We start from the raw sequence: 21,728 nt of genomic DNA, 5'->3' as shown, positions 1-21,728 counted from the left end.
CCTTAAGCTGAAAGCCGGCATGAGCGTGGGGACAGAAGCGTCGAGGCGACGTCGCGGCGCTGGGGCGATCCGGGATCGCGCCACGCCGGTTGTCCGTGCTGCGCTCACCCTGCCAGCCGGCTTGCTGTTCCTCTCAGGTACGGCCGCGCTGATCCTCCAGGTGATCTGGATCAGGCAGCTCTCGACCGTGGTCGGGGTCGAGGTCTATGCCGTGACGACCGGCGTCAGCGCCTTCTTCGCCGGCCTCGCGATCGGCGGCCTGATCTTTGGACCGATTGCCGACCGCAACCTTCAGCCCTTGCGTCTCTACGCCGCTCTCGAAGGTGGCGTCGCCATCCTCGCCATGGCTGCGACCATCGGCCTGTCGCAGGCAGCTCCGCTCTTTGCCCGCCTCGAATTGACGACACCGCCGCTCGCCTGGGCGATGGTGTTTGCGCTCGTCGGCTTGCCCGCCGTGCTGATGGGCGGCACGCTGCCGGCACTGACGCGTTTCGCCGCCACCCGGCGCGACGATGTCAGTCAGGTCGGCGGCCGGCTCTATGCGGCCAATACAGCGGGCGCCATCACCGGTGCACTGCTCGCCTCGTTCCTTGTCATTCCCGCGGTCGGCATGCGCGGCTCGGCGCTCGTGGCCGCCGCAATCTGCCTGGTTGCGGCCCTCGCGGCGCTTGCAACGAACGCTAAGGCAGCTGTCGCAAGCGTCGACGCGGTCAAGCCGACCGATAGCGGCTTCTCGCCTTCGGCCGCGCTGGCCATCGCCCTCTACTCGGTCGCAGGCGGCATCGCGCTGGGTTACGAGGTAGTGTGGTCGCAGACGATCGTGCCCTTCATGAGCACGCGCAGCTTCGCCTTCTCCGTCCTGCTCGCAACCTATCTCACCGGGCTCGCGCTGGGGGCTGCCATTTTCGCGCGCTGGGCCGATCGCGTCACGAAGCCATGGAGTGTCTTCGGCCTGCTCATCGCAGGGGCCGGCCTGTCGGCCGCTCTGGCCATCGCCGTGCTCGGCCCCTGGCTGAGCCAGCTCCAGGGCCTGGTCGAGGCAGCAGTGCTGAATCTGACGGGCAGCGCCTTTGCCGGCATGTCCGCCCGATTTGCCGTCGCCGCGATCTGCGTCGTCCTTCCCAGTACCCTGTTCCTAGGCGCGGCCTTTCCAGCGGCGTTGCGCCTGATCGTCGCCCCCCGGCATATCGGCCGCGGTGTCGGCATGATCGTCGCGTTGAATACCCTCGGCGGCATTCTTGGCACGGCCATCACCGGCTTCGTCCTCATTCCGGCGCTCGGGCTCGTCCAGACCCTCGCAGTGCTCGCCGTTGCCGCCGCGCTGGTGGGAGCCGTCGCTGCCTTGCGCGAACGGCGCGCCGGCTCAAAGGCTTGGATCGCGGCGCTCGCCATCAGCGCCGCCACATGCGCGACCGCCATCCTCCTGCCATCCGATCGCCTCGCCACGCTGATGCCCGGCGCCCGCGGCGCGAGCCTTACCTTCTATGACGAGGGCCTGGGCGGCACGGTCGCCGTCGTCGAGCGGAGCTCGGGCCGAAACCGCTTCCGCCGTCTCTACATCCAGGGCGTCTCCAATTCCGGCGATGCGATGCCATCCCTGCGCTACATGCGGATGCAGGCATTGCTGCCGCTGATCATTCACAACCGCGAGCCGAAATCGGCTTTGGTGATCGGCTTCGGTACCGGCATCACGGCGGGAGCCTTGCTGACCTATCCCGGCCTCGACCGGCGCGTCGTTGCCGAATTGCTGCCGAGCGTCATCCGCGCGGCGCCGAATTTCGAGGGTAGCTTCCGGGCCGCAACCGACCCGCGTCTCGAGATCCGCCTGCGCGATGGACGCCGCGAGCTCCTGCGCAACCCGGATCGCTACGACCTGATCACGCTCGAACCGCCGCCACCCTCTGCTGCGGGCGTCGCCAACCTGTATTCGAGCGATTTCTATGCTCTGGCTCAATCGCGCCTTGCCGAGGGGGGCCTCGTCGCGCAGTGGCTGCCCCTGCCGACCCAGAACGACGAAGACACGCGGTCTCTGGTGCGCAGCTTCCTCGACGTCTTCCCGCACGCCACCCTCTGGACCACTGAGCTGCACGAGATGCTGCTGATCGGCTCGCAAGAACCGGTTTCGCTGGATCTGCAGAGGATCGCCGGCCGCTTCGCACAGCCGGAGGTGGCAAAGGCTCTGAGTGATGTCGGAATCGATTCCCCTGCGGCTCTCCTCGCGACCTTCGTCACCGATCGGCAGGGGCTGGAGCGCTATGCAAGCGCTGCTCGCCCCGTGACGGATGACGATCCGCGCATCGAATATGCAGGCTGGGTGCGGCGGCTCGAACTGGCGCGGACCTTGCCCATTCTCCTGGAGATGCAGGGAGAACCGCCGGTCATCGGCGCCGACGATGCATTCCGGGCCGATCTTGCAAATGAGCGCAGCAGACTCGTGACATTCTACGATGCCGGCCTTGCCGCTTATGTCGGCGACCGGGCGCGCTGGGCGCGGCAGATGCGGCGCGTGATCCAGGCCGATCCCACCAACCCCTATTATAACTGGTTCACAGGGGGCCCTCGCGAATGAGCGAGCGCGGAAGCGTTCTGCGGGATGCCCGCCCCCGGAAGCCCGACATTGAGAAGGAGAACCCGGTGCTGAACGTTCGAGCTGCCCTGGCCGCATTGTTCCTGGTCTCATCCTGGGCGTGGAATGGCGCCGTCCTCGCCCAATCCGACCCTCTGCCATCCTGGAACGACGGCAAGGCAAAGACCGCCATCGTCGAATTCGTCAGAAGGGTAACGCAGGAGGGCGGCCCCAATTACGTCAAGCCGGCGGAGCGCATCGCCACCTTCGACAATGACGGCACGCTCTGGGCCGAGCAGCCGGTCTATTTCCAGCTTCAGTTCGCCTTCGACGAGGTGAAGCGGCTCGCTCCCCTGTATCCGGAGTGGAAGAGCAAGGAACCCTACAGGTCGGTCCTGGCCGGCGACATGAAGGGGCTGGCGGCCTCCGGAGAAAAGGGCCTCCTGCAGATCATGGCGGCTGCCCATTCCGGGATAACGACACGGGAATTCGAGCGATTGGTCGTCAGCTGGCTCAACACCGCGCGGCACCCGACGAAGAAGCGCCCCTATACCGAGATGGTCTACCAGCCGCAGCTGGAGCTGCTGACCTATCTGCGCGCCAACGGCTTCAAGACCTTCATCGTCTCGGGCGGTGGCGTCGAATTCATGCGCGTCTTCGCCGACAAGGTTTATGGCATCCCGCCCGAACAGGTGGTCGGCTCCGCCGGTGCAGTGACATTCAGGCTGAGCCCGAGCGGCAAGCCCGAACTGTTCAAGGACGCCAAGGTCGAGTTCATCGATGACGGTCCCGGAAAGCCTGTCGGGATCAACCGCTTCATCGGCCGGCGACCGATCCTGGCCTTCGGCAATTCCGACGGCGACCTGCAGATGCTGCAATATACGACGGCCGGCGATGGGCCACGCCTGGCCCTCATCATCCATCACACCGATGCCGAGCGCGAATGGGCCTATGACCGCAAGTCGCCTATCGGTAAGCTCGACAAGGCTCTCAATGAGGGCCAAGCCAACGGCTGGACCATTGTCGACATGAAGTCGGACTGGAAGGCTGTCTTTCCGCCGGAGCCGTAGCGATGAACAAGGAAGACGTGGTCAAGCGCTTCAGGATCACGGACGGCGACAAGTTTCGGCTTTCCGACGTCGACCCCGCCGATGTTTGCGGTTTCGACAGTGAGAAGGACGACGCCAAGGAGTTGCTGGCAGCCGGGGTCAAGCGTCTGCACGCGCTGCAGGAGCGGCTCTACGCCGAAGGGCGCTGGTCGCTCCTCGTCATCTTCCAGGCGATGGATGCGGCCGGCAAGGACGGCACGATCGAGCACGTCATGTCGGGCATCAACCCGCAAGGCTGCGAGGTGACGTCCTTCAAGGCTCCAAGCACCATCGAGCTGCGGCACGATTTCCTGTGGCGCACCACCTGCGCACTGCCGGAACGCGGTCATATCGGGATCTTCAACCGTTCCTATTATGAAGAGGTCCTGGTCGCGCGGGTCCATCGCTCGGTCCTCGAAGCGCAGAACCTCCCGCCCAAGCTGATCACAGACGATATCTGGCGCGAGCGTTTCGAGAGCATGCGCGATTTCGAGCAGCACCTTTCGCGCAACGGCGTCGCGATCCTGAAATTCTTCCTGCATGTCTCAAAGGACGAACAGCGGCGCCGTCTCCTCGCCCGGATCGACGAACCGGACAAGAACTGGAAATTCGACTCAAGGGATCTGGCCGAGCGCGGTCATTGGGACGAGTATATGGGTGCCTATGAGGATGCGATCCGGGGCACCGCGACGAAGAGCGCGCCCTGGTACGTCATTCCCGCAGATCACAAATGGTTCACGCGGCTCGCCGTGGCGGCAGCCATTGGCGAAAAGCTCGAACAGCTCGACCCACAGTTTCCGACGGTCGACGACGACATGCGCAAGGCCATGGCACAGGCGCGCAAGGTATTGGCGAGCGAGGAGCGGTCCGAGCGCGCCAAGGCGGATTGAACAGCAGCGGAGGCCCGACGACCATGACGGATGGCGCGGTACTGGACAGGATCGACACGTTGAGCGGCATGATCCGCATTCCCGGCGGAACCTTCCGCATGGGCTCGGACAAGCACTATCCGGAGGAGGCGCCGAGCCATCGCGTCACGGTCGATGGTTTCTGGATCGACGCGACTCCGGTCACCAATGCGCAGTTTCGCGCCTTCGTCGAAGCAACCGGCTACGTCACCTTCGCCGAGATCCCGCCGGACCCAAAGGACTATCCCGGCGCCCTGCCCCATATGCTGCGAGCAGGCTCGCTGATGTTCAACCCACCGACCCATGCGGTCGACCTGCGCGACTGGTCGCAATGGTGGAAATTCCAGTTCGGCGCGACCTGGCGCAAACCCTATGGGTCGGGGTCGTCGATCAAGGGGCTCGACGACCACCCGGTCGTGCATGTCGCCTATCGCGATGCCGAAGCCTATGCAGCCTGGGCCGGAAAGGCCGTGCCGACCGAGGCCGAATGGGAATTCGCCGCACGTGGCGGGCTTGAGGATGTCGAGTTCGCCTGGGGCGACGAGTTGACGCCTGGCGGGCGTCATATGGCCAACACCTGGCAGGGCAATTTCCCCCACGAGAATACGCGGGAAGACGGGTTTGCGCGCACCTCTCCTGTCAGCGCCTTTCCCGCCAACGGCTATGGCGTCCACGACATGATCGGCAATGTCTGGGAGTGGACAACGGATTTCTGGTCGACACGCCATCAAGGCGATGCACCCAAGGCCTGCTGCGTGCCGCAGAATCCCCGCGGCGGCCCCGAGGCCAACAGTTATGATCCGCGTCAGCCTGCGATCCGCATTCCGCGCAGGGTCCTTAAGGGCGGCTCGCATCTCTGCGCACCAAGCTATTGCCGGCGCTATCGCCCGGCCGCCCGCCATGCCGAACCGGTGGATACCTCGACGAGCCATGTCGGCTTCCGTTGCGTGGTCCGGACCGAGCCCATCCCCCCGACCTGAATGCAGCTGTAACGGTTACGTTGCTGACTAGAGCGCCGCTTCGTTCAGAATTCCGGCGAAAGCCCCATTCGCATTCCGGAGGGAACAGGCTGATGAGCGACGGCAGGGGATCGGCGGCTCGGGATGCGGTCGTCGATCTGCAGAAGCGGATCAACCAGGACATCATCGGCCAGGAACGCGTCGTCGAACGGCTCGTCGTCGCACTGCTTGCCAATGGCAATGTCCTGCTCGAGGGCCTGCCGGGTCTCGCCAAGACCCGCGCCATCAAGAGCCTTTCGAATAATCTCGAATCCGACTTCAGCCGCATTCAGTTCACGCCGGACCTTCTCCCCTCGGACGTCACCGGCGGCGAGATCCTGCGCGGCGACGGCCAGTTCGAGTTCCGCAAGGGCCCGATCTTCGGCAATCTTGTCCTGGCTGACGAGATCAATCGCGCCCCGCCCAAGGTCCAGTCGGCGCTCCTCGAAGCGATGGAGGAACGGCATGTGACGGTCGCCGGCAAGCGCTACGACCTGCCCGACCTCTTCATGGTGCTCGCGACCCAGAACCCGATCGAGCAGGAGGGAACCTATCCTCTCCCGGAAGCGCAGATGGACCGCTTCCTCATGCATATCCGGATCGACTACCCCACCGATGCCGATGAGGTGAAGGTGATGCGGCTCGTTCGCGGGGAAGCTGCTGAGCCGACGGGTGCTGCCGCGCAACCTCCGCCGAAGATCCCGCAGAAGCTGATCTTCGAGGCGCGCTCCGAGATCGACCGGGTGACGACGAAAGCGGTCGTCGAGACCTATATGGTCGCCCTTGTCGCCGCGACGCGCAGGCCCGCCGAATTCGGCGACAAGCTGAAGAACTGGATCGCAGTCGGGGCAAGCCCGCGCGGCTCGCTCGCACTCGATCGCTGCTCGCGCGTCTATGCCTGGCTCAACGGACGCGATTATGTCACGCCCGAAGATGTCCAGGCGATTGTCCATGACTGCCTGCGCCATCGCCTGTCGCTCAGCTACGAGGCCGGCACCGACGGCGTGAATGCGGACGGTGTGCTGGACGAGATCATGAAACTGGTTGCGGTCGCGGCCTAGGGCGGAGCGGCTCATGGCGTTGATGCGGGAAAGACAGGGAGCAGGCAGCGCCGTTCCGGAAACTGGCGCGCGCGTCTTTGTCTCGCTCGATGACCTGCTGCGGCTGAAGCACCGTGCAAAGGGTTTCAGCTTTCTGCCTCGCCAGCCGGTTCACAGCCTGCTTGCCGGCCGGCATGCCTCACGCCTGCGGGGACGCGGCCTGAACTTTGAGGAGTTGCGCCACTATTTCGAGGGGGACGATACCCGTTCGATCGACTGGCTGGCGACGGCTCGTCTCGGCTCTCCTCATGTCCGCGTCTATTCGGAAGAGCGCGATCGGCCGGTCCTCCTGATCGTCGACCAGCGCAGCACGATGTTCTTCGGCAGCCAGCGGGCGATGAAGTCAGTCGCAGCCGCCGAAGCCGCCGCACTCAGTGCCTGGCGCGTCACCTCACTCGGCGATCGCATCGGCGCGGTCGTCTTTGGCGATCGGCAGATCGTCGACATCAAGCCGCAGGGGCGTGATATCGGCGTGATCCGCGTGCTTTCGGAAGTGGTGAAGCAAAATCACGCCCTGGGCCAGCCAGAACCGACGTCGGCGGCGGCCCAGCTCAATGAAGCCCTTCGCCATGCGGTCCGCATGGCGACGCATGACTGGCTGGTCTGCCTGATCTCCGATGCGGCCGGCGAGGATGAGGAAACGGCGCAGCTGATCACCCGCCTTTGTGCTCACAACGATGTTCTGGCCGTCTACGTTCACGATCCGCTCGAGCGTGACCTGCCGGATGTCGGCCCCGCCGTTTTCAGCTCCAGTCTTGGCCAGATCGAAATCGATTCTTCCTCTCAGGATCTGCGTAGTCGGTTCGCGCGCGAGCATGCAGACTGGCGCGCACGACTGGCGGATCTCTCCCGCCATCGGGCGATCCCGATTCTTCCGATCTCGACAAGCCTCGATGTTGCGGCACAGTTCCGCGAACTCATTGGCAGACGCAGCGAACGCCGGGCCGCGGCAGCGCAAGGGCGGCCGCTGCGATGAGCGACGATCCCGGGAGCCTGGCCAATCTTCGCGACCTGGTGCTGCCCCCGGACATTCCGTTCTGGCCGCCCGCGCCGGGGCTCTGGATCGTCGCGGCAACGTGCCTCGCGATGCTCGCGGTTCCGGCCTGGCGCGCGGTCCAACGCTACCGCGCCGCCGCCTATCGTCGCGCGGCGATCGCCGAACTGGAGACCATATCGGCTGGGATAGAGCAGAACGATCCCGACGCCGTCGCCCGCATCTCCGCGGTGATGAAGCGCGTCGCCATGGTCGAATACGGCCGCGACAAAATTGCCTCGCTCAGCGGCCCCGCTTGGGCCGATTTCGTTGCACACGAGGCAGGCACGGGCTTCGATCCGGCCACGATACATCGGCTGCTCACCGAGGCCTTCGATGGCAGGACCAAGCCGGATCCGTCTGAACTACGGCTTCTCATCGGGCATGCCGAGCTATGGGTCCGCGCCCACCGCACGCCTACCGTCGCGGAGGCCTCACCATGCTGACCTTCGCCTATCCCTGGCTGGCCCTGATCACCCCCCTGCCGATAGCGGTCTGGCTGCTTCTGCCCGCCCATGCGAGCAATCGGACAGGCTTGCGCGTTCCGTTCTTCGGTCGTCTTGCGACGCTCAGCGGTCAAACCCCGCATCTGGGAGGAGTGATTACGCCACGCCGCACTCTTCCCTTGTTCGTCCTGATTCTCTGCTGGCTACTGGCTGTGGCTGCGCTCGCGCGCCCACAATGGATCGAGCCGCCGCTTCATCAGGACCGCCCAACCAGGGACCTGCTGCTTCTCGTCGACCTGTCCGGGTCGATGGACACGAAGGACTTCGTCGACGCATCGGGCAAGACCGTCGACCGACTGACGGCGGTCAAGCAAGTGCTCGACGAGTTCCTGTCGCGACGCAAGGGCGACCGGGTCGGCGTCGTCGTCTTTGGCGATGCGCCATTCGTCCTCGTGCCGTTTACGACCGATCTCGAACTGAGCCGCGCGTTGCTGCGCGACACCGTCGTCGGAATGGCCGGTCCGCGCACGGCCTTCGGCGACGCGATCGGCCTCGGCATCGGGCTCTTCGACCGCAGTACCGTCAAAGCGAAGACGATCATTGCGCTGACCGACGGCAACGACACCGCCAGCAAGGTCCCCCCCGTGGAGGCCGCGGGTGTCGCGAGGGACCGGGGCATCGTCATCCATACAGTCGCCGTCGGCGATCCCACGGCGGCCGGTGAAGACAAGCTTGACGAGGGCGCTCTCAAGGAGGTCGCCAGTACGACGAAGGGAGGTTTCTTCCGCGCGCTCGACCGATCCCAACTCGCCGAGATCTACCAGCGGCTCGACGAGATCGAGACCCGCAAGATCGATACGGTGAGTTTTCGCCCGAAGCGCGATATTTATTGGATGCCCTTGGCCGCGGGCCTGAGCCTGTCGCTGCTGCTGCAGGCGCTGCGAATGCTGCGGCGCCGATACCTGCGTGCTGCGCTTCGGATCAACGATCTCGCGATCTCGAAGGGGGCGCCATGATCGAAACCCTTTCCGCATTCCACTTCCAGCGCCCACTTTGGCTGTTCGCCTTCCTTCCGGCCCTTGTCCTGGTGCTGCTTGAATACCGGGCCGCTGATACAGCCGGCCGGTGGCGCCGCATCATCGATCCCGAGTTGCTGAAATATCTTCTGGTCGACAATGGCCCCGTGTCACGCATCACCCCCAATGCCGTGCTCTTGGCGGCCTGGACGCTCGCAACCATCGCCGTCGCCGGTCCGGCCTGGCAGCGCGAACCCTCGCCCTTCGCCGATGCGAAGCCGCCGGTCGTCATTGTCCTCAAGGTCACTCCGTCGATGATGACGGAAGATCTCGCCCCGACCAGGCTGGACCGGGCTCGCCAAAAGCTCTCTGACCTGCTGAGCCTCCGCGAGGGGGCAGCAACCGGTCTCATCGCCTATTCCGGCTCGAGCCATCTTGTCCTGCCACCAACCCAGGACAGCACGGTGGTGCTGGATCTCGCCAAGGCCCTGTCGCCCGCGATCATGCCCAAGGAGGGCGACGACCTTGCCAATGCACTCGCCTTGGCGCAGCGGGTACTGGCCGGCAACGGGCATGGCGGCTCGATCCTGGTGATGGCGGACACGGTCGCGAGTGATCAGCTTGCCCGACTGGGCGAGACCGCAGTAGCCGCGACCACCATCCTGTCTCTGCTACCGGCCAATCTGGATGCAGCCAGCACCGGAGAGGCAGCCCGCGCGCTTCGCGCGACCGTCGTCGCGACCACGCCGGATCAGGTGGACATCACCGCGATTGAGCGCCGGCTCGATCGCGTCGGGCGCACCGCCGACGTCGCTGGCGAAGGACAGCATTGGCAGGAGGCGGGATACTGGCTGACGCCCCTCTTTGCCCTGCTCGCGCTGCTCTGGTTCCGCCGTGGATGGGTGCTGACATGACCCGGCCGATCGTCAAAATGTGTGCCCCCTATGCGCTCATCGCGGCCGTCGCCGTCCTCCTGCTGGCGCTCCTCGCCCAACGCATCGGCTGGCCCAACCTGTTCCTGACTCCGGACCAGCGCGGCCGCATCCTGCTCGATAATGGCCGACCTGCCGACGCAGCCAATGCCTTTCGCAATCCGATCTGGCGGGGCGTTGCCCTCTTCCGCGCGGGAGATTTCAAGAGTGCAGCGCAGGCCTTTGCCGCGGTCGACAGCGCCGAGAGCGCCTATGACCAGGGCAATGCCCTCATCATGCTCGGCCAGTACGATGACGCCATGCAGCGCTACGACCGGGCGCTGACCTTTCGGCCCGGCTGGCCGGAGGCCGTTACCAACCGCGAGATCGCCCGCATCCGCGGCGAGCGCAAGAAGGCGGAAGGCGGGGTCAATGACAACACCGAGTCCAAGCCCGATGAAATCGTCTTCGACAAGACGAAGAAGGGCGGCGAGGACACGACAATCGAGGACCCCGCCCAGGCGATGTCCGATGAGGCCGTGCGCTCGCTCTGGCTCAAAAGGGTTCAGACCCGGCCCGCGGATTTCCTGCGCGTGAAGTTCTCCTACCAGCTTCAATCGCCCGCCTCAGGGACGCAGCCATGATGCGCCATGTGGCGGCTGTCGTCGTTGCGCTCGCCATGGCTATGGCCCCGGCACTGGCGCAAGCCCCCGCTGCGACGCCGCTGGTTCGGACGACGATCGCACCCTCGGAAGGTATCGTGATCGGCCAGCCGGTGCAGCTGCATGTCGAGGTGCTGTTTCCCAGCGAGATGCCACGGCCGCCGCTGGTCAAACTCGCGGAGGCTCCAGGAGCCCAGACCCTGCGTTTCGAAACTCAGGCGATCACGATTCGGGATCGCATCGGCGATCAGGATTATGTCGGTCAGAGATTCGAGTTCGTGATTTTCCCAAGGCGCGGCGGCGATATCCAGGTGCCGGCAGCCGATGTCACCCTTCTCGACCGAGCCGGCGATCCCGTTGGATCGGCCAAGGGACAACAGATACATTTCTCGGTCACCGTTCCACCGGGTATCGACCCTTCCGGTCCGGTTCTTGCCGCATCCGACGTCCGCGTCAGCGAGACCTGGTCTCCCGATCCGGTGTCGTCTTCCTTCAGGGCCGGGAGTGCGATCACTCGCGCAATTCAGCGCAAGGCCACGGGCGTGCCGGCGCTCGGCATGGTCGATTTTCGCTTTACCGCGCCCGAGGGCGTGCGTGTCTATGTCGATCCGCCGGTCGTCGACGACAAGGTCGATCGCGGCTCCGTTGAGGGCTCTCGAACCGACAAGGCCACCTATGTCTTCGAGAAGCCTGGCAGCTATGTTCTGCCGGGTCTCTCGCAGCCCTGGTGGGATACCGACGGCAGGCAAGCCCGGACGGAGACGCTGGCCGGGGTCACGTTGAAAGTCGCCGCGACGGCGGCCGCCCCGTCACAGCAGCCGCCCTGGTGCAACGCCATTGCGAACTGGCGCAAATTCGTCATTCCGGTGCTCGGCGCCGCGCTGGTCCTGCTCGCTTGCGCCATGCTCTGGCCCTGGCTGAGCTCCCGATGGCGCAGGCGCGAGCAGAGACATCTCGCCTCGGAGACCTTTGCCCGAAAAACTCTGCGCCGGATTGCCAGCACCGGGGATGCTCCGGCGAGCTATCGTGCGCTCGCGACATGGCTGGAGCGATTGCCCCCGGACGGCAAGGACGCCGCGCGACGGGACAGCCGCTTGCAATCGTTGATCACGCAGCTCGAGCACGCCCTGTTCGGAACGGGCGGCAGTTGGTCAAAACAGAACGGAGCGGAGTTGGCAGAACTGGTCGCACACTTCCCTACGCTCAAGAAGGCCGGCCTCGTCCACGTCTCGCCACCCCTCCCTCCGCTCAATCCGCCCCCTCCGTCGCGGCGCCCTGCGTTTCAGGAGAGTGCATGACTGCGCAATGTAGTGCCGATCATGCCAGCGCCCAGCGTCTCATCGGAAATATCTTGCGGCGGCTGGGCTCCACGCAACCGCACGACAATTCGCCCCGACGGTTCGGAGCCATCGCTCCCATGTGAAATTTCCATGCGATTTCAAAGCGGAGACTGATATGCAACATCCCCTCAAGGCCCGGCTCCAGCACACGGTCGCCCTCATTGCGACGGTGACCCTCCTTCTCCCGCCGCCCACCATCGCCCTGGCCCAAACCCCGCGAACGGCAGCCGCCTCGACAACCGCGCCGCAGGCAAGCCCGACCCAATCCTGGCCGCGCACCGTCGCGGATGCCGCGGAGGACATCACCATCTATCAACCGCAGATCGAGAGCTGGCGGGGAGATATCCTCGAAGCCCGCTCGGCCGTGTCGATCCAGCGTCCCGGCAGCCAGGCGCCGACGCTGGGCGTGATCTGGATGAAGGCGAGAACCTCGGTCGACAAGGAAAGCGATCTCGTCTCGCTGGATGGCATCGAGCTCACCAGGGCGAATTTTCCCTCGGACACCGCCAATTCCAACGCCTATCTGACGACGTTGCGCGAGCATGTCCCCGGTGGCCTGCGCACGATCTCGCTCTCTCGCCTGCAGGCCAGTCTTGCCGTCTCCGAGGCCGAGACCGACCAGACGCAGGCTGTGCGCAACGAGCCCCCCAAAATCGTCTACAGCGAAACACCGGCCCTGCTCGTCCTGATCGACGGCAAGCCCCAGCTACGCCAGGTTGCCGGCAGCAAGCTGCTGCGCGTGATCAACACACCCGCCCTGATCCTGTTCGACGAGGCTGCCGGCGTCTACTACCTGCGCGCGCTGAAGACGTGGTGGAATGCCAAGGCGCCTGAAGGTCCCTGGGCCGTGGCACCACAGCCTCCGGCCAGTCTGGCCGGCGCGTTGAAGGCAGCCGGGACCCAGGTCAATCTGATGGACACGCCGCCAGTGGACATCGAGGCAGCAGTTGCAGGCGGCGCGATCCCGACCCTGCATGTCAGCCTCGGACCGGCGGATCTGATCCAGACGGCGGGTCATCCGGAATATCTGCCGATTCCGGATACGCAGCTGCTCTATATCAAGAACACCAGCAGCCATGTCGTCATCGACGTCGCCAGCCAGGAGAACTATGTCCTGATCTCCGGGCGCTGGTTCAGCTCCAAATCGCTTTCCAACGGCCCCTGGAGCTTCGTTGCGGGCGACAAGCTGCCAGCGGATTTCGCCAAGATCCCCGACAGCCACCCGAAGGGCGCCGTGCTGGCCTCAGTGAGCGGCACGGTCCAGGCCCAGGACTCCCTGATCGACAATCAGATCCCGCAGACCGCGACGGTCGACCGCAAGAAGGCGAAGGTGAGCGTTCGCTATGACGGGAAGCCAGAACTGAAACCGATCGAAGGCACCAGCCTCGAATATGTCGCCAATGCCGCGATACCGGTGATCAAGGCCGGCAGTTCCTATTATGCGGTCCAGAACGGCGTCTGGTTCGTCGCGAACAGCGCGGCCGGCCCCTGGGCTGTCGCGACCGAAGTCCCGGCAGCGATCTACGCTATCCCGCCGAGTTCGCCCCTGCATTTCGTGACCTATGTCAGGGTCTACAGTTCCACCCCCGAGACCGTCTATGTCGGATATACACCGGGCTATTACGGTACGGTCGCCGCGCCCGGCGGGGTCGTCGTCTACGGCACCGGCTATGTCTACCCGGCCTGGATCGGATCGGCCTGGTATCCGGCACCTCTGACCTATGGATATGGCACGGCTTTCGCCTGGGGCGCGGTGTCCGGGTTCACCCTGGGGGCCATTGCCGGCGCGGCCTGGGCCGGTGGCGCCTGGGGCTGGGGCGGCGGCTGGGGTTGGGGCCACAACAATGTGGTGATCAACAACTTCAATACGTTCAACCAGTTCAACTTCAACCACGCCAACATCTACAACCGCTGGACGAACAACTCGGTGCATAGCCGCATCGACACCCGCATCGCCAACCGGGGCGGGCTCACGCCCGGCCAGCGCGCCAATCTCGGCAACGCACGCGCCAATCTGAATGCGCAGGGCGGCCTGGGCGAGCGAGCTGGCAATCTGCGCCTGAATGACGGGAACATCCGTCAGAACGCCGGCGACATCGCCCGCAACCACCCACGCGCGAATGACCACTACGCGGGTCGCAACGGTGAGGTCTTCCGCCGCGGGAGTAATGGCTGGGAGCAGCATCAGAACGGTCGCTGGGCCAATGCCGGTGGCGGAGAGATCCGTAATCTCGACCGTGAGCAGATCGGCCGGTTCCATGGCGAGCGGATGGAAAACTTCCGAGGAGGCGGTGGATTCGCGGAGGCTGGCGGTTTCCGTGGCGGTGGCGGCTTACACGGCGGCGGCTTCACCGGCGGCAGTGGGTTCCATGGCGGAGGAGGTTTCCGTGGCGGCGGATTCCACGGCGGTGGCGGCGGATTCCATGGTGGTTTCCGTCGCTAGCGGAGACGCCGGTGCGGCCACGGCCGGCCGCATCCGGCCATTGCGCCTCCACGCATCGCCCCCAGTCCCGTTCGCGGCAAGCTGTTTGCTTGTCGCATCCGGCATGGCAGGTTGCCATCCGCCGGACAGGGAGATGCGACGCGATGGAGCTGAAGTGGCTGGAGGACTTTGTGAGCCTCTCGACAACCTTGAGTTTCTCGCGCTCGGCCCGGGAGCGCAACGTCACGCAATCTGCCCTGAGCCGCCGCATCCGGCAGCTCGAGAGCTGGCTCGGCCTGTCCTTGTTCGACCGCAGCAGCTACCCGATCGGCATCACGGAGGAGGGCAAAATCTTCCTGCCGCGGGCGCGTGAGATCCTGAAGCTGGTCCAGACCTCGCGACAGGAGGCGCGCCAGCAGCATGAAGACACGGCCGAAGTGCTGGTCTTCGCCACGCTCAACACCTTGTCCCTGACCTATTTCCCCGGCTTCATCAGGCGCATCGAGGAGCGGCTTGGGTCGGTGAAGACCCGTTTCTGCGACCAGTATTCGTCCTATGACGGCAATGTCGCGGTCCTGAACCAGGGCGAATGCGATTTCCTGCTGACCTATGCGCATGAGACCGTGCCGCTGCTGCTCGATCCCGCTCGTTTCATCTATCGCCGCCTTGGCTCCGAGCGCGCGATCCCGGTCTCGATCGCCGGCGCCGATGGCAGGCCGGTGCATGCTCTCCGCCCCACAAGAGAGCCCGTCCGAATGCTCAGCTACGGCAGCTGCTCGTTCTTTGCCCGTCGTCTGGCCAAGCTCTTCGCCGATCGGCCCGCCCCTCACGTCACCGTCTACGAGAACCCGATGTCGGTCGGCCTCAAGGCGATGGTTTTGGCTGGGCGCGGCATGGCCTGGATCCCGGAAAGCCTGATTACCGAGGAGCTGCGCAGCGGCGTGCTCGTGCCGGCGGCCGATCCCTCCTGGGAGCTGACCGCCGAAATCCGCCTCTACCGTGCCGCATCGCCAAGCCGGCACGGTGCCGAGCTTTTCTGGGCCGCCGTCGATGAGAACATGCCCCTGAGTGCGCCGGACGCACCTGTGCGCCCGATGCCGGGCAGGCTCTCCTATGCGCGGCCCGTCGCGACCAATGCGGGGGACAGGAAGTTGAGATTGGCTGCTGCGTCGATGCCGGCGAGCTGATCATAGAGCGTCGCGATCTCGGCCTCGTTCATCGTGGCCGCACAGCAATCGAGGAATTTTGACTCGCGATCCATGTCGTCGAAGGGGTCCGCAATCGAGCCCTTTGCCTCCGAGCGTTCGACGGTCAGCGTTCGCCCGTCCGCAAGCCGCACGGTCACACGATGCGGCAGGCGCCCGGCAGCGGCCTCCTCGCTCTTGTCATAGGCCCTCATGACCGTGCGCGGCAGAAGTTCGCGCACGGCCTGGCGCTGCACCGCCTCGGGCGTGAAATCGGCCAGCGACAAGCGGTCCTGCAGGAGCGCGAGCGCGACGCAGTAATGCATCGAGAAACGGGCCTGCATCTCGTCTTCCGGGTCGGGATAGGCGAGGTTACGCGCATTCGCGATACCGACCAGCGTCTCCACCGCAAGCACGTCCCCGCTCGTGAAGCCATGTTCGGCCTTCAGCCCGAGGATCGCGTCCACCGTGTAATGCGTGGAGCCGCAGCAGGGATGGCGCTTGGGGATGAGGCCCTCGCTCTCGATGACATGCGGCTCGGCAATGGCTATCCCGGCCCATCCCGCCGCGCTCGCGTCGCCGAACAGTTCGGCCACCCCCATCGGGCATTCCAGAATGTCGAGACGACCTGTCATGCCAGCCGCCGCAAGCGCAGCCGCGTCAACGGCATTGCGGGCGGCAAGCCCCGCATGCAGCGGCTTTGCCGGGGTCCCGAACTGCCCCTTGGGCCCGGCCGCCATGCTTGCCGCTACGCTCATGGCGCGCGCGATGCCCGCCGCATCGAGTCCCATCAGCCAGGCCGTGCCTGCTGCAGTTCCGATAGCCCCCACCGTCGAGGTCGCGTGCCACCCGAGCGTGTAATGCGCCGGATTGATGCCTCGCCCGACTATCGCCTGCGCCTCGAGCCCGACGAGATAGGCGTCCACGAAGCTGCGCCCGTTCGCGGCTCGACCATGCGCGACGGCAAGCAGGGCCGGCACGAGCACGGCCGAAGCATGGGTGATGCCCGGCCGGAAATTGTCGTCGTAATCGAGAGCATGCGCCGCCGTGCCGTTCACCAGGGCGGCGACGGCTTCCGATGCCCTGCCGCCACCAATGACGGCGGCTGCACCGGACAGCCCGATGCTGGCGGCGAAAGCCGCACGCACCGACTGCGTCGCCTGATCGTCGGCGCCGGCAATCATGCAGCCGATCGTATCGGCGATCGCATGACGCGCACGCGTCCGCGCCAGAGGAGCGAACCCAGGTCCGGACCGGCTCCAGGCCGCAATGCGTTCGATGGCACTCGACATAGGCTCTCCAGATCTGCGACGAGTACGACGAGAAGGGCCAGCGCGTCCGTCAGCCCACGCGCGCGTTGAGGATGAGGCGCAGCAGGCGCCCGAAGGCGAAGCGGTTGACCTCCTCGCCCTTCTTGTCGGTGTTGACGCGGTGCACGATCACCAGGTCGAGCGAGGGAATGACGAGGCAGTACTGCCCGCCGACGCCCTGGGCGCTGTAGCTGCCATCCGGCAGCACGACGCCCGGAAAACCAGCACCGGACCGCGACACCCACCACATATAGCCATAGCCGCCACGCGGGCCTGCATCCGAGAGCGGCAGGACACTGGTCGCCACCCAGTTGGCCGGCACCACCTGCCGGCTGCGCCAGCGGCCTCGCCGCAGGAACATCAGGCCGAAGCGGGCGAGATCGCGCGTCGACATCCGGAACGGATAGGCCGGGTGCACGGAGCAGTCGTCCGGCTCGATCCAGCCGTCGCGACGTTCCTCGTCGAAGCGGAAATCCTGCATGCCGAGCGGCCCGGCGATGCGCCCCTGGAAGTCATCATGGATGCCGGCACCGGTGAGCGCGCCGAAGATCGTGCCGAGAGCGTTGAAGTCCCAGTTGTTATAGGACCAGAAGGCGCCCGGCGCGTGCGAATGGCGCGGCTCCTTGATCGACTTCATCCAGGCCGATTCATACCCGGCCGGGTGAAAGATGCCCGAGCGCGCAGTTAGCAGGTCGTAGATCGTGGCCGCCTTCTCGCGTTCGCTCAGGCCGTCCTTGTCGTCGACTCCGAGCTGCGCCAGGCTGCGCGACAGGTCGATCGTGCCTTCGTCCTCATGGATACCGATGAGAGCGCTGAGGAAGCTCTTGCGGATCGAATGGCACTGGTAACGATGGGCGAGATCGCCGCGGCTCGCGACAACCCGGCCGCCCTGCACGATCATCAGCGTCGCAGTCGCGATCGTGTCGGCATAGCTCCAGACGCGGTCGAGGCCATCCGCGGACCAGCCCGCATCAGCGGGGTTTACCGCACTCCAGTCCTCATTCGGCCAGGCCGCATCCGCAACCTGTCCGTCCCCCGAAACGTCTTTGCGCATGGAAAAATCGCCTCCCCTGAGGATTGCAGTCACGAGGCCGGCCGGTACCCCGTGCTCGCCTCCAGGAATTCCCGCGTGTAAGGCTCGGCGGCGCGGCCGGCGCGCACGTCCTCGGCGCTCATCTCCTCGATGATGCGTCCTTCGCTCATCATGCCGACGCGCTCGCACAGATGCGTCACCACCGCGAGGTCGTGACTGACCATCAGATAGGTCAGGTCGCGGGCACGCCGGAGCTGCTTCAGCAGGTTGAGGATTTCGGCCTGGACCGAAACATCGAGCGCCGAGGTCGGCTCGTCGAGGAGCAGCAGTTCGGGCTCGATGATGAGTGCGCGTGCGATCGCGACGCGCTGGCGCTGGCCGCCCGAAAGCTCATGCGGGAAGCGATAGCGGAACGACGGCCCGAGCCCGACGGCCGATAGGATTTCGTCGATGCGCTCCTGATGCCGGTCGAACCCGTGAATCCGGAGAGGCTCGGCCAGGACGTATTGCACCATCTTGCGCGGATGAAGCGAGGCATAGGGGTCCTGGAAGACCATCTGCACCCGACGAAAAAAGCTCTTGTCGCGCTGGCGCGGCACCACCGTGTCGCGGAACCTGATCGTGCCCTCGTAATCGCGGTTGAGCCCGACGAGCGCACGCAGGATCGTCGACTTGCCGCAGCCGGACTCGCCGATCAGCCCGAAGGCTTCGCCGTGCCCGAGCGTGAAGGAGACATCGTCGACCGCGGTCATCGCGGCTGCGCCGCTGCCGAAGATGATGTTGAGATGGCTGACTGCGAGGGCGGTCTGCTGCGCAGCCCCAGAAGCGTTCGTGGCCGGAGCACTCATGTCGCCACTCCTCTGCGGATCGTCGGACCGTCGAGCCAGGCCGGGTCGCGGCTCGGGACCTGGAGCATGTCGGTGGCGCGGTCGAGCCGCGGCAGGCTGTCGAGCAGCGCGCGCGTATAGGGGTGGCGCGCATTGCGCAGGTCGCGCGCGGCGATGTCCTCCATGATCCGGCCGGCATACATGACCAACACGCGGTCGCAGAAATCGGCGACGAGGTTGAGGTCATGGCTGATGAACATCAGGCCCGCGCCACGCCGCGTGACGAGCTCGTCGAGAATGGTCAGGACCTGCCTTCGCACCGTCACGTCGAGGGCCGAAGTCGGCTCGTCGGCAATGATCAGGTCCGGCTCGGGAATGAGCATCATGGCAATCATGATGCGCTGCCCCATGCCGCCCGAAACCTCGTGCGGGAAGAGCTGGTAGACGCGGTCGGGATCTCGGATCTTCACCGCCTCGAGCATGGCCAGCGCCCGCGCTTCGGCCTCGCGCCGGCCGACCTTGTGATGCAGGCGGTAGGCTTCGGTGATCTGCTGGCCGACCCGCATCAGCGGGTTGAGCGAGAATTTCGGGTCCTGCAGGATCATCGAGATGCGGTTGCCTCGAATGCTCCGCATCTGCCGCTCGCTGGCGGCGAGCAGGTCGATGCCGTCGAAGGAGAGGCGCCTGGCGTCGATATGTGCGGCCTTCGGCGTCAGCTTCAGCACCGTGCGCCCGGTGAGCGACTTGCCCGAACCGGACTCGCCGACGATACCGACCTTCTCCCGGCCGACGTTGAACGAGATGCCCCGGACCGCCTGGGTGGTGCGATGAGCCCCCTTGAAGGACACGAAGAGGTCCTCGACCTCGAGCAGCGGCTTAGCCATGACGCGGATCCAGGATATCGCGCAGGCCATCCCCGAAGAGGTTGAAGGCGAGGCTGGTGATCAGGATGGCGGTACCGGGAATGGCCGCAATCCAGCCATTGGTCAAAATGAACTCCCGGCCGGAAGCCAGCATGGCGCCCCATTCCGGGCTCGGCGGCTGCGCACCGAGGCCGAGGAAACCGAGCCCCGCAGCGGTGAGGATGATCGCCGCCATGTTGAGCGTGAGGCGCACCACGACAGAGGGAATGCACATCGGCACGACATGGCCAAGGATGATGCGCAACGGCGAGGCTCCCTGCAGCCGCACGGCGGCAATATAGTCCGACTTGCGGATCGACAGGGTTTCCGCGCGGGCAAGCCGGGCGATCGGTGGCCAGGCGGCGAGCGCAATCGCGATGATGGCGTTCTCGATGCCCGGGCCGAGCGCGGCGACGAAGGCGAGCGCCAGCACCAGGCTCGGGAAGGCCAGGAAGACATCGACCACGCGCATCAGCACGATATCGACCCAGCCGCCGAGATAACCGGAGGTGGTGCCGATGATCAAACCGAGCGGCGCGACGATGATCGCCGTCAGCAAGGCAATGTAGAGCGTGATGCGGGCGCCTAAGACGAGCCGGCTGAAGATATCGCGGCCGAGTTCGTCCGTGCCGAGCCAATGCGCCGCCGACGGCCGCATCAGCCGCTTGCCGAGATCCTGGGCATAGATGTCATGCGTCGCGATCAGCGGCGCAAACAAGGCCGCCAGCACGATGAGTACGATGACGGCCAGCCCGAACAGCGCCGACGGGTTGGCCTTGAGCCGCCACCATTTCAGGGACAGCTGCTGCATACGCGCCTGGAATGGCGAGGCCGGAACGGGGGCCGTAAGCCAGGCCTTGAGGCCTGTGCCGGACGTTTCAAGAGGGGGAGCGGACATGGCGTGCCTTCACCGGGTGCGCGGGTCGAAGACCCGGTAGAGCAGGTCGCAGAGCAGATTGAGCGTGACGAAGATGACGCCGACGAGCAGCGTGCAGCCGACCACGGCATTCATGTCGCCCGCGAGCAGGGCATTGGTCAGGTAGCGGCCGAAACCGGGCCAGGCGAAGACCGTCTCCGTGAGCACCGCCCCTTCCAGCAGGAAGGCGTAGGAGAGCGCCACGACGGTCACGACCTGCACGGCGATATTGCGAAAGGCATGGCCCCAAACGGTGCGCGACCAGGACAGCCCCTTGACCCGCGCCGTCACCACATATTCCTGGCTCAGCTGCTCGATCATGAAGCTGCGCGTCATGCGGCTGATATAGGCGAACGCGCCGAAGGCCAGGATCGAGGCCGGCAGGATGATGTGCGAGAAGGCGTTGCCGAACATCTCCCAGTTGCCCGCCATGGCACTGTCGATGAGCAGGAAGCCGGTCACAGGCTCGAGGTCGAACTCATAGGTGAAGTCGATGCGCCCCGGCCCCGCCACCCAGCCGAGCGTGGCGTAGAACAGGACGAGCCCCATCAGGCCGAGCCAGAAATTGGGGGCGGAATAACCGATCAGCCCGACGACGCGTGACAGCTGGTCGATCCACGTATCGCGGTACATGGCGGCGAGCACGCCCATCGGAATGCCGAGCCCCGTACCGATGATGATCGCCACGCTGGCGAGCTCGATCGTCGCCGGGAAGACGCGGGCGATGTCTTCCATCACCGGTTTCCCGGTGGTCAGCGCCGTCCCGAAATCGAGATGCAGGATGCCCCAGACATAGCGCGCGAACTGCACCCAGAGCGGCTGGTCGAGACCGAGCTGCCGGTACATCGCGTCATAGGCTTCCTGGGTCGCGTTGTCGCCGAGCACCGCGGCAACGGGATCAAGCGGCAGCAGGCGACCGATGAAGAAGGTGAGCGCCGCGAGCCCGAACAGGGTCACGGCAACGGAAATGATGGTCCTTCCGGTTGCCCAGACCCAGGACGGAAGACCCTTCCGCCCTGGACTCGCAAACCGACGGGAGCCGACCTCGGCGACTTCGGACACCAGC

Annotated in this window: 18 protein-coding genes and 1 pseudogene; 13 read left to right on the top strand and 6 right to left on the bottom strand. The window is 65.5% G+C overall.

Translation table 11 applies throughout. The annotated features are described in order from the left end of the window. The first annotated feature begins 19 nt into the window (after window positions 1-19). From AB4118_RS01935 to AB4118_RS01875, 13 genes are all read left to right on the top strand, one after another. On the top strand, window positions 20-2,569 hold the full coding sequence (locus AB4118_RS01935; protein WP_441488135.1) for a fused MFS/spermidine synthase: 2,550 nt from the start codon (window positions 20-22) through the stop codon (window positions 2,567-2,569). A 68-nt stretch (window positions 2,570-2,637) separates the two neighbouring features. After that, window positions 2,638-3,636, top strand: coding sequence for an HAD family hydrolase (locus tag AB4118_RS01930; RefSeq protein ID WP_441488345.1), 999 nt, complete (start codon window positions 2,638-2,640; stop codon window positions 3,634-3,636). A gap of 2 nt (window positions 3,637-3,638) precedes the next feature. Further along, window positions 3,639-4,544 (top strand): polyphosphate kinase 2 family protein, encoded by a 906-nt coding sequence (locus AB4118_RS01925; RefSeq protein WP_441488134.1) that lies wholly within the window; start codon window positions 3,639-3,641, stop codon window positions 4,542-4,544. A gap of 23 nt (window positions 4,545-4,567) precedes the next feature. After that, the gene (locus AB4118_RS01920; RefSeq protein WP_441488133.1) at window positions 4,568-5,542 is read left to right on the top strand and encodes a formylglycine-generating enzyme family protein; all 975 of its coding nucleotides are present in this window, start codon (window positions 4,568-4,570) and stop codon (window positions 5,540-5,542) included. A gap of 92 nt (window positions 5,543-5,634) precedes the next feature. Beyond that, a complete protein-coding gene (locus AB4118_RS01915) occupies window positions 5,635-6,621 on the top strand; it encodes an AAA family ATPase (protein ID WP_441488132.1) in 987 nt (328 codons plus the stop codon). A 13-nt stretch (window positions 6,622-6,634) separates the two neighbouring features. Further along, on the top strand, window positions 6,635-7,636 hold the full coding sequence (locus AB4118_RS01910; protein WP_441488131.1) for a DUF58 domain-containing protein: 1,002 nt from the start codon (window positions 6,635-6,637) through the stop codon (window positions 7,634-7,636). Further along, entirely contained in the window at window positions 7,633-8,139 is a 507-nt protein-coding gene (locus tag AB4118_RS01905; protein ID WP_441488130.1) for a DUF4381 domain-containing protein, read from the top strand. The genes AB4118_RS01910 and AB4118_RS01905 overlap by 4 nt, the downstream gene beginning before the upstream one ends. Beyond that, window positions 8,133-9,155: a VWA domain-containing protein gene (locus tag AB4118_RS01900; protein WP_441488129.1), complete on the top strand. Its 1,023-nt coding sequence runs from the start codon at window positions 8,133-8,135 to the stop codon at window positions 9,153-9,155. Before AB4118_RS01905 ends, AB4118_RS01900 begins: the two co-directional genes overlap by 7 nt. After that, window positions 9,152-10,069, top strand: a complete 918-nt coding sequence (locus AB4118_RS01895) for a vWA domain-containing protein (RefSeq protein ID WP_441488128.1) — start codon at window positions 9,152-9,154, stop codon at window positions 10,067-10,069. Before AB4118_RS01900 ends, AB4118_RS01895 begins: the two co-directional genes overlap by 4 nt. Beyond that, the gene (locus tag AB4118_RS01890; protein ID WP_441488127.1) at window positions 10,066-10,710 is read left to right on the top strand and encodes a tetratricopeptide repeat protein; all 645 of its coding nucleotides are present in this window, start codon (window positions 10,066-10,068) and stop codon (window positions 10,708-10,710) included. Before AB4118_RS01895 ends, AB4118_RS01890 begins: the two co-directional genes overlap by 4 nt. Continuing rightward, window positions 10,707-12,026 (top strand): BatD family protein, encoded by a 1,320-nt coding sequence (locus AB4118_RS01885; protein ID WP_441488126.1) that lies wholly within the window; start codon window positions 10,707-10,709, stop codon window positions 12,024-12,026. The genes AB4118_RS01890 and AB4118_RS01885 overlap by 4 nt, the downstream gene beginning before the upstream one ends. Before the next feature lie 157 nt (window positions 12,027-12,183). Next, window positions 12,184-14,511 (top strand): hypothetical protein, encoded by a 2,328-nt coding sequence (locus AB4118_RS01880; protein WP_441488125.1) that lies wholly within the window; start codon window positions 12,184-12,186, stop codon window positions 14,509-14,511. A 143-nt stretch (window positions 14,512-14,654) separates the two neighbouring features. Then, window positions 14,655-15,677: a LysR family transcriptional regulator gene (locus AB4118_RS01875; protein ID WP_441488124.1), complete on the top strand. Its 1,023-nt coding sequence runs from the start codon at window positions 14,655-14,657 to the stop codon at window positions 15,675-15,677. On the opposite strand, the gene AB4118_RS01870 is transcribed toward AB4118_RS01875, so the two are convergent. The 6 genes and pseudogenes from AB4118_RS01870 to AB4118_RS01845 form a co-directional block, all read right to left on the bottom strand. Continuing rightward, the gene (locus tag AB4118_RS01870) at window positions 15,602-16,966 is read right to left on the bottom strand and encodes an MmgE/PrpD family protein (protein WP_441488123.1); all 1,365 of its coding nucleotides are present in this window, start codon (window positions 16,964-16,966) and stop codon (window positions 15,602-15,604) included. The two genes, AB4118_RS01875 and AB4118_RS01870, sit on opposite strands and share 76 nt — an antisense overlap. Before the next feature lie 49 nt (window positions 16,967-17,015). Beyond that, window positions 17,016-18,038: a serine hydrolase domain-containing protein gene (locus AB4118_RS01865; RefSeq protein WP_441488122.1), complete on the bottom strand. Its 1,023-nt coding sequence runs from the start codon at window positions 18,036-18,038 to the stop codon at window positions 17,016-17,018. Window positions 18,039-18,067: 29 nt separating this feature from the next. Continuing rightward, window positions 18,068-18,865: an ABC transporter ATP-binding protein gene (locus tag AB4118_RS01860; protein ID WP_441488121.1), complete on the bottom strand. Its 798-nt coding sequence runs from the start codon at window positions 18,863-18,865 to the stop codon at window positions 18,068-18,070. Next, window positions 18,862-19,650: pseudogene (locus AB4118_RS01855) on the bottom strand (ABC transporter ATP-binding protein); the annotation flags it as partial. The gene AB4118_RS01860 and the pseudogene AB4118_RS01855, both read right to left, overlap by 4 nt. A gap of 70 nt (window positions 19,651-19,720) precedes the next feature. Further along, window positions 19,721-20,644 (bottom strand): ABC transporter permease, encoded by a 924-nt coding sequence (locus tag AB4118_RS01850; protein ID WP_441488120.1) that lies wholly within the window; start codon window positions 20,642-20,644, stop codon window positions 19,721-19,723. Between the two features lie 9 nt (window positions 20,645-20,653). After that, on the bottom strand, window positions 20,654-21,724 hold the full coding sequence (locus AB4118_RS01845) for an ABC transporter permease (protein WP_441488119.1): 1,071 nt from the start codon (window positions 21,722-21,724) through the stop codon (window positions 20,654-20,656). Window positions 21,725-21,728 lie beyond the last annotated feature (4 nt).

It is taken from the genome of Allobosea sp. 2RAB26 (assembly GCF_052115465.1).
Taxonomy (GTDB): Bacteria; Pseudomonadota; Alphaproteobacteria; order Rhizobiales; family Beijerinckiaceae; genus Allobosea.
Note: the sequence above shows the minus strand (reverse complement) of the source record. Positions and strands in the feature narration are given on the sequence as shown.